The sequence below is a fragment of the Pseudomonadota bacterium genome (assembly GCA_039196715.1).
Classification (GTDB): domain Bacteria; phylum Pseudomonadota; class Gammaproteobacteria; order CALCKW01; family CALCKW01; genus CALCKW01.
The window spans coordinates 1-8,277 of the sequence record JBCCUP010000122.1 but is presented as its reverse complement, the minus strand read 5'-3'; the positions used below and the strand labels follow the sequence as shown (position 1 = coordinate 8,277).

Sequence of the window (8,277 nt, the reverse complement as noted above, 5' to 3'; positions counted from 1 at the left end):
GTCGAAACGGTCGAGTGCGCCGCCGTGTTTCATTCGCCGCGTCTCGTTAAAACGATGACGCAGCTCCCACGGCTTGGTGAAAACACTGTGGGAGCGTGGTCGTCGCGCAGCGGCACCGGGTTACCGCCGCGGGGCGAACTCAGCGGCCGGACGGGCTTTCGGCGGGTGAGAGTTTGCGGCGTGGGCCGAGTTTGAAGCGGGGCGCGGTGTCGTAGTCGCCGACGGCGAGGCCGGCGGCGAAGTCACCCATGACCGGGCCGTGTTTGAACAGGTGACCCGAGCAACCGCCGACCAGCAGCACGTTGCGGTGCTCGGGGTGCCAGTCGGCGATGAAATGGGTGTCCGGCGTCAGGATGATCTGGTTGAACTTGCTGTCGACCACCCGTTGACCGACGAGGTCGGGGAAGCGCTTGCGGATGTAGTCGCGCGTGCGCGTGAGCGACTCGCGCCGGATCAGGCGCTCGTCGTTGTCGATGTCGATCTTCTCCGGAATCACCACGGCCGCCTTGACACCGTGCCCCTCCACGCAGGGCATGCCGAAGCTGCCCTGGCCGTGGTCAATCCAGCACGGCATGGTCTCGACATCGAAGCGATCCGACCCGGCCGGTGTCGAGGTGTAGAGCACGTTGATACCGACGATGCTGCCGATCGGTTTCACGCTGCGCGGGAACATGTCCGCCATCCATGGCCCGGTCGCGATGACGGTGACGTCCGAGTTGATCGGTTTGCCGTCGAGCAGGGGGCGCTCGGTGTGGTCGGTGGTCACTTCCCCGCGTTGCACCACCCCGCCGAGCTGCTTGAAACGGTTGACCGTGGTGATGACCGCGCGGTGCGCCATGACCATGCCGGCCTCGGGCTCGTAAATGCCGTAGGCGATGTCACGCACATCGAACTGCGGAAACCGCGTGGCGAGTTCGGCCTGGCTGAAACGGTGGTGCGGCACGCCGAGCTGCGTGAAGGTGTTGCAGGTGTCGTCTTCCCACTGGCAGTGGCCCTCGGTCGCGAGGATGATTGCACCGCACTCGTAATACAGCTGTTGCCCGGTCTCGGCCTGCAGCGCCAACCACGCCTCGCGCGCCTCGCGGGCCCAGCGCGTGTAAAACGTGTCTCGGCCGTGAATCGCGCGGATGACACGGTTATAGTCGGTCGACGACGCGCGCGAGTTGCCGGGCCCCCACTTGTCGATCAGGGTGACCTGGTGGCCGCGTCGCTGCAGCGCCAGTGCCGTGCTGGCACCTGCGATGCCGGCGCCCGCCACCGTGATCTCGCTTCGTCTCGGCATTTTCGCCCTCGTCGGTTGTCTGGGCTGGAATTACTGTATACAGTATTCAGAACTTTGTTGCAGAGCAACTGCACGACACCTCGTCGGCCCAGGAGCCCCCATGACCGATCACGACTTTTCGCTGCCAGAAGGAACCCACACTGTCGCCATGGGCATCGGCGACATGAACGGCGTCATGCGGGGCAAGCGCATTCCGGCGAGCCACTGGCAGGCCATCTGCGAGGGTGGCAACGCGCTGTCGCTGGCGCTTTTCGCGATCGACATGACCTGCGACGTCTGGGACACGCCCTACGTCAACTTCGACAACGGCTACCCCGACTTTCACATCTTTCCGTTGACCACGCCACAAGCCTGCCCCTGGGAGCCGGGCGTGGCGTTCTGCCTGGGCCGCGGCGAAGGCACGGACCACCAGCCCGTGCCGATCGACCCGCGCAACGCGCTGGTCGCCCAGGTCGAACGGGCGAAGGCGATGGGCCTGGACGTCAACGTCGGCACGGAGCTCGAGTTCTACCTGCTCGACCCCGAGACCAAGCAGCCCAAGGACCAGGGCATCGGCGTGTACAGCCTGGTGCGGGCCGCCGAGCTCGAGCACGTGCTCGGCCCGATCCGCAGCGGCATCAACGAGATGGGCATTCCGGTCGAGCAGTCGAACCCGGAGTACGCGCCCGGTCAGGTCGAGGTCAACATCCGCTACGGCTCGGCGCTGGAAGCCGCTGACCGCGTGATCATGTTTCGCGACCTGGTCAAGGAGCTCGCCTCGGCGCACGGCTACCTCGCGACCTTCATGTCCAAACCCTTCTTCGAGCAGTCCGGCAGCGGCTTTCACACCCACTACTCGGCGTGGCAGAACGGCGAAAACGCCTTTTCGGACGGAGGCAAACTCTCGACCCTGGGCAAGCAGTTCCTCGCTGGACAGCAGCAGCGCATGGCTGAAATGGCGTTGGTGTCTGCGACCACGCCCAATGCCTACCGTCGGCGGCAGCCGTACACGTTCTGTCCGATCAACACCACCTGGGGCTACGACAACCGCACGGTGGGCTTGCGCGTGATCGAGGGCTCGCCGAGCGCAGTGCGCGTGGAAAAGCGGGACGGCTCGGCGGATTGCAACCCGTACTACCTGCTGGCCTGCGAAATCGCGGCTGGCCTCGACGGTGTGGAACAGGGGCTCGAGCCGACCGAGGCCACGCTTGGCAACGGTTACGAAGCCGAGGCCGACGGCATTCCGACCAGCCTCGAGGCGGCGCTCACACTCGCGAAATCCTCGGAGTTCATGAACCGGGTCATCGGCGAGCCCGGGCTGGCCATTCTGATGCAGCAAGCCGAGCGCGAGCTCGAGTTCGTCGGCGGTCAGGTCACGCCGGTGGAAATCGAACGCTACCTCGGCAACTTCTGAGGACCGACACATGCGCATCGCCCGAGTGACCGGCACGGTGACCGCGTCGGTCAAGCCTACCGGCCTCGCCGCCGTCCCGTTATTGGTGGTGGACGTCGAGGACGGTGCGGGCACCGTGCTCACGCCCGGTGTGGTGGTCGCGGACGTGGTCGGCGCGGGCCCGGGCGACCTCGTGATCGTCGCCGAGGGCAGCGGCGCGCGGCTGCCGGCCGCGCTGACCAGTGCACCCGTCGACGCCGTGGCCATGGCCATCGTCGACACGCTCACTCTCGATGACGGCGCCGCCTCGCGGGGCCGTCGCAACTCCACATCCAACAGGAAAACCTGAACATGGTGCAAAAAGCTCCGGCCGGGCAGAGTGCGCTCGGCATGATCGAAACACGTGGCCTGGTGGCCTCACTCGAGGCGGCTGACGCCATGGTCAAGGCCGCCAACGTCACGGTGGTGAACCACGCCAAGGCCGGTGGCGGCCTGGTGTCGGTGATGGTGCGAGGCGAGGTCGGTGCGGTGAAGGCGGCGACCGACGCGGGCGCTGCCGCGGCCAACAAGGTCGGCGAGGTCATGGCCGTGCACGTCATCGCGCGTCCGCACGACGAGATCGAGGCGCTGCTGGCCAACCTCGGCGGCGGCGGCGAGTAAGCCGCATGCGGGCAGCGGTGACGCGGCCCGCTTTCCCGCCCCTGCACAGGCCTGAGACATGAGTTCGGACCACACGCGCTTTCAGCAATTTGCCGACGCGATGACCAACGCTCACCGGTCGGCGCCCGTGTCGACGCCATCGGTCGGTCGTGTGGCCGTGCTCGGCGGTGCGGCCGACGGCGCCCTGGTCGCGGCCCTCGCGGTCGCGGCCGGCCACGAGACGGTGCTGTTCTCGGCGTACGGGCGCGAGCGCGAGGCGTTGCGCAGCGGTGTCACGCTGCGAGGCGAGGGCCCGATTGGCACGGTGGCGACCAACCCCAGCGGTGGTCCCGGCATCACCACCACCGGCGACCTGGACGCCGCGCTCGCGGCGGCCGACGTGGTCGTGTTGACCGGTCCACTGCACAAGCAACGCACCTACGCCATGGTGCTCGCCGACCACCTGGTCGACGGGCAGCTCGTGGTGCTGCCGAACGCCGGTACTTTTGGCGGCCTGGAAGTGCGTGCCCTGCTGCAAAGCGGTGGCTGCGCGGCCCAGGTCGGTGTGTTCGAGCTCGCCCGCCTGCCCTGGTGGATCGAACGCGACGGCGGTGCGCTCGTGCTGAGCGCCGCCGAACCCCCGCTCTGCGCGATGCTCGACGGCGACACGTCCACCCGCACGGCGCAGCTCACGCCGCTTTTTGGCGCGATGACAGCGTGCGTCAACCACGGTCAACTTGCATTCGGCGACACCAGCGCCGCGATCGAACTGCCCGCGCTGTTGCTCGGGGGACCTGCGTCGCACCCGGGGGGGCCGTCGGTGCCAGAGGGCGCGGTCGCACGGCCGGAGCACTGCAATTTTCACAGCCTGCTTGGCAGCAGCCAACGTGCACTCGCGTCGGCACTGCTCGACGAACGCGCCGCGGTGGCGACCCGGTTCGGTGTGCGTGACCTGCCGGACGTCGACGCCGCGGTGGCGCAGTGGGCCGGCTCGGCGCAGACCGGCACGGCGCCGTCGGCTGGGCGACGGGCGGTGCCGACACCCGACGTGGCCTTGGCCCGCATCAGGGACCTGGTGCAGGCCTCGCTGCAGCCGCTGGTCGACGCCGCGGCCGCCGTGGGTGTGGCTGTTCCGAACTCGGTGGCCACGGTGCAACTCGCGTCGACCGTGTTCGGTGATGACCTCGCGCGGCACGCGCGCAGCCTCGCGCGCCTCGGGGTCAGCGGCGCCGACGCCGACGCCGTGCGCCGCCAGTTTGATGCCTTGATCCGGGAGCCGCGCTGATGGACGGAGACCTCGAAGCCGTCCAGGTCGCGCGCGACGCCGCCGACCGCGCCTGGCAGGCGTACAACCGCTTTCTCGGCACTGACCCCGCGGCAATCGACGACATGGTCATGGCGATGGCGCGCGCAATCGAGCCCGAAGCGCAGCGCCTGGCAGAGCTCGCCGTGGCGGAAACCGGCTACGGCAACGCCGCCGACAAGCGGATCAAGAACCTCTTCAATGCCTTGTCGGTGGCCGAGTGGCTGCGCGAGGTGCGCACCCTCGGTGTGCTGTGGCGCGACGACACCACCCGAATTGCCGCGATCGGCGAACCCATGGGTGTGGTGGCCGCGCTGGTGCCGGTGACCAACCCGACCTCGACGATCATCTACAAGGTGCTTTCGGCCGTGAAAGCCGGCAACGCCATAGTTTGCGCGCCCCACCCGCGCGGTGTGCAGTGCGGCCTCGAGACCACCCGCATCCTGGCGCGCGTGGCCGACCAGCACGGGGCGCCGCCGGGGTTGATCCAGTGCCTCGACACCGTTAGCCAGGCCGGCACGGCCGAGCTGATGCAACACCGGCGCACCTCGGTTGTCATGGCGACAGGTGGACCGGCGATGGTCAAGGCGGCCTACAGCTCCGGCAAGCCGACCCTCGCGGTCGGGGCGGGCAACGTGCCGGTCTACGTGCACGCCTCGAAGCGCGATGACATTGCCGAGGTCGCCGAGCAGATTCTGATGTCCAAGGCCTTCGACTTCGGCACCGCGTGCGTGTCGGAGCAGGCGCTGGTCGTCGACCGTGCGGTCGCGCGTGAATTGCGGCACGAGATGAAACTGCGCGGTGCCTACTTCTGCACAACGGCGGAGTCTGCACGCCTGGCACCGGTGATTTTCAACGCAGACGGTGGTATGCACCCGGGCCGCGTAGCGCAATCGCCGCAACGCCTGGCAGAGCTCGCGGGTATTGAGCTGCCGCCCAACGTGCGCGTACTGGTCAGCGAGCAGACCGAAATCGGGGCACACGCGCCGCTTTCGGCCGAAAAGCTCAACCCCGTGCTGGCCTGGTACGAGTCCCGTGGCGCCGATGAGGGCATTGCGCTGGCGCAACAGGTCGCCCGGTTTGGCGGTTGGGGCCACACCGCGGTGCTGCACGCCGACGACCCCGACGTGGTCACGCGCTACAGCGCGTTGCCGGTTGGTCGGGTGTTGGTGAACACACCCGGCATCCTCGGCGGGATGGGCTTCTCGACCGACCTCGAACCGAGCTTCATGCTCGGCACCGGGACGTCTTCCGGGTCGATCACCTCCGACAACGTAACGGCCTTGCATTTGATAAACATCAAACGCGTCGCCTTCGAGTCGCGCCCCTGGCGTGACATCCACGACGTGTACGGCAACTGAGACGGAGACAGCGCGTGAGCCAAGGCATCACCATCAGGGCACTCATGCAGATCGACCGCCTGCAACCGAAATTTGCGGCGTACAACGGCGCGACCGTGCAAGGGTCGGTGCCGCTGTCGGGCGACACAGTGCTGATCGGAGAACTCGCGCCGGGCAACGGGGTGTTCGGCCTGATCGATGTCGCACTCAAGGCCTCGAGTGTCGAGGCCACCACACAGATGGTGGAGCGCGAGTTCGGATTCTTTATTCTGCGCTCGCCGTCCAACGCGGAAGTCAGTGCGGCGCGTGATGCGATCCTGTCTGAGCTCGGCATGGCGATGACCGACCGCCTGAAGCCGAGTGTGGAATCCACCCAGATCATCAGCTCGGTGGAGCCGTACCAGGCCCAACTCCTGAACAAGTGGCGCAAGGGCGCCCTGCTGGTGCCGGGCCAGACGCTCGGCATCATCGAATGTGCGCCGGCGGCGTACATCTCGATCGCCGCGAACGAGGCCGAGAAGGCCGCGGACATCGATATCGTCGAGGTCCGCGCGGTTGGGCGCTTTGGACGCCTGTTCGTCAGCGGGGACGAAGACTCGGTGAAAGCCGCGGTCGATGCCGCTTGTGCCGCCCTCGAGGGCGTCGAGGGTCAGCGTGGCTGAGTCCCGCACACGCCGTTGGCCTGAGCGCGTCGCCTGATGGCACGGGTGCTCAGCGAAGCGGACATCGTCTCGGCGCACCGCCGCGGCCGGCAGCTGCTTGAGGTGCTCGACGGTGACCTCGTGACCCCGCAGGCGCGCGACACCGCCGAGCGCCTGGCGGTGACCTTGCACGAGGGTCCCCTGGCCACGCCCGCGCCGGTGCGCAGCAGCGCGGCGAACGCAACGCAGCGGGTGTTGTGGCGGCGCAGTCCGCGCTGGCAGGCCAGACCGCCCGCGGTGCGCGTCGAGGCACGGCGGCTGGGCAAGGTGGCGCTGGTGGGCGCGGGTGGGGTGGGTGCGAACATCGCGCACCTGCTGTGCAACGCCGACGCGGCGGCCGAGATCGTGCTCATCGACGTGGTGCCGGGGCTGGCGGAGTCGGTCGCCCTCGACCTCCTGCACGCGACCGGCATCAACCGCAGCGGCGCGCAGTTCGGCGGCGGCGCGGACCTCGCGGCGGTGGCGGGGGCCGACGTTGTGGTTGTCACGGCGGGGCGGCCGCGCACGCCGGGCATGGATCGACGCGACCTCATCGACGTCAACCAGCGCGTGATCCGCAGCGCGGCCGACGCGATCGCGCTGCACGCACCCGAGGCGGTGGTGATTGTGGTCACCAACCCGCTCGATGAAATGACGCTCGAGATGCTGCGCGCCACCGGCTTTCCGCGCGACCGTGTGCTCGGCATGGCCGGCACGCTCGACAGCGCGCGCTTTCGCCGGGCGCTCGCCGATGCTGCGGGTGTCGGTGTGGCCGATGTGGAGGCGATCACGCTCGGCAGCCACGGCGCGGAAATGGCACCGATCGGCTCGCTTGCGCGCATCAAGGGGCGCCCGGTCGACGTTTTTCTTGACGCCGCGGCGGTGCAGGCGTGCGCGGCGCGCGCGGTGGCTGGCGGCGCCGAGGTGGTCGCGTTGCGCAAGACGGGGTCGGCGACCATCGCGCCGGCGCACGCGACGGTCGAGGTGATCGACCACCTGCGCGGGGCACGTGTCGGTGCAGTGCCGGTCTCGGTGGCGCTCGACGGCGAATACGGCTTGCGTGGGGTTGTGCTTGGCGTGCCCTGCCACCTCGGTCCCGGCGGCCTGATTGCCGTGGACGAGTGGGCCCTTGCGCCCGAGGAGCGTGACAGCCTCGACGCGGCGGCGACGGCGATCCGCGAGCGGATCGGCAGCGTATGAGTGGTTTGGTGCGCGAGACGGTGTTCACCGGTGGCCGGTTCGAGACCGTGGCGGCCTACAGCCGCGCGCGCCGGGTCGGTCCATTTGTCTTTGTCGCCGGCACCACTGCCATCGAACCGACCGGTTTGCTGCACGCACCGGGTGACACCTACGCGCAAACGCGCTTCATCCTTGCGCGCATCGAGGACGCGCTGCTCGAAACCGGTGCCACGCTTGCGCACGTGGTGCGCACGCGGGCGTTTCTGCGCGACATCAACGACGCGGGTGCCTTCGGTCGCGCGCACGGTGAGGTGTTCGAGGGTATCAACCCGGTGACCTCTGGCGTTGAAGTCGGTCTGACGACGCCTGGCATGATGATCGAGATCGAGGCGGACGCCCTGATCCACGACGCCGAAGGCATCCACTGGTGACCGGTCTGCTCGACCAGCGCACGCGCGAGGCCGTGGTGTCGGCCGTGCTGT

Annotated in this window: 9 protein-coding genes; 8 read left to right on the top strand and 1 reads right to left on the bottom strand. The window is 68.4% G+C overall.

The window, feature by feature from the left end; translation table 11 throughout:
- Positions 1-139: 139 nt before the first annotated feature.
- The gene (locus AAGA11_22030) at positions 140-1,282 is read right to left on the bottom strand and encodes an FAD-dependent oxidoreductase (protein ID MEM9605553.1); all 1,143 of its coding nucleotides are present in this window, start codon (positions 1,280-1,282) and stop codon (positions 140-142) included.
- A gap of 100 nt (positions 1,283-1,382) precedes the next feature.
- On the opposite strand from AAGA11_22030, the gene AAGA11_22025 reads away from it, so the two are divergent.
- Genes AAGA11_22025 through AAGA11_21990 form a run of 8 tightly spaced genes read left to right on the top strand, consistent with a single transcriptional unit; the run spans position 1,383 to position 8,226 of the window.
- Positions 1,383-2,675: a glutamine synthetase family protein gene (locus tag AAGA11_22025; protein MEM9605552.1), complete on the top strand. Its 1,293-nt coding sequence runs from the start codon at positions 1,383-1,385 to the stop codon at positions 2,673-2,675.
- Between the two features lie 10 nt (positions 2,676-2,685).
- On the top strand, positions 2,686-3,003 hold the full coding sequence (locus AAGA11_22020; GenBank protein MEM9605551.1) for a EutN/CcmL family microcompartment protein: 318 nt from the start codon (positions 2,686-2,688) through the stop codon (positions 3,001-3,003).
- Positions 3,004-3,005: 2 nt separating this feature from the next.
- The gene (locus AAGA11_22015) at positions 3,006-3,314 is read left to right on the top strand and encodes a BMC domain-containing protein (GenBank protein MEM9605550.1); all 309 of its coding nucleotides are present in this window, start codon (positions 3,006-3,008) and stop codon (positions 3,312-3,314) included.
- A gap of 58 nt (positions 3,315-3,372) precedes the next feature.
- A complete protein-coding gene (locus AAGA11_22010) occupies positions 3,373-4,578 on the top strand; it encodes a hypothetical protein (GenBank protein MEM9605549.1) in 1,206 nt (401 codons plus the stop codon).
- Entirely contained in the window at positions 4,578-5,957 is a 1,380-nt protein-coding gene (locus tag AAGA11_22005) for an aldehyde dehydrogenase family protein (protein ID MEM9605548.1), read from the top strand. Before AAGA11_22010 ends, AAGA11_22005 begins: the two co-directional genes overlap by 1 nt.
- A gap of 14 nt (positions 5,958-5,971) precedes the next feature.
- Positions 5,972-6,598: a BMC domain-containing protein gene (locus AAGA11_22000; GenBank protein ID MEM9605547.1), complete on the top strand. Its 627-nt coding sequence runs from the start codon at positions 5,972-5,974 to the stop codon at positions 6,596-6,598.
- 36 nt (positions 6,599-6,634) lie between these two features.
- Positions 6,635-7,816 (top strand): malate dehydrogenase, encoded by a 1,182-nt coding sequence (locus tag AAGA11_21995; protein MEM9605546.1) that lies wholly within the window; start codon positions 6,635-6,637, stop codon positions 7,814-7,816.
- Positions 7,813-8,226 carry a Rid family hydrolase gene (locus AAGA11_21990; protein ID MEM9605545.1) on the top strand — a complete coding sequence of 138 codons (414 nt, stop codon included), beginning with the start codon at positions 7,813-7,815 and terminating at the stop codon, positions 8,224-8,226. The genes AAGA11_21995 and AAGA11_21990 overlap by 4 nt, the downstream gene beginning before the upstream one ends.
- Positions 8,227-8,277 lie beyond the last annotated feature (51 nt).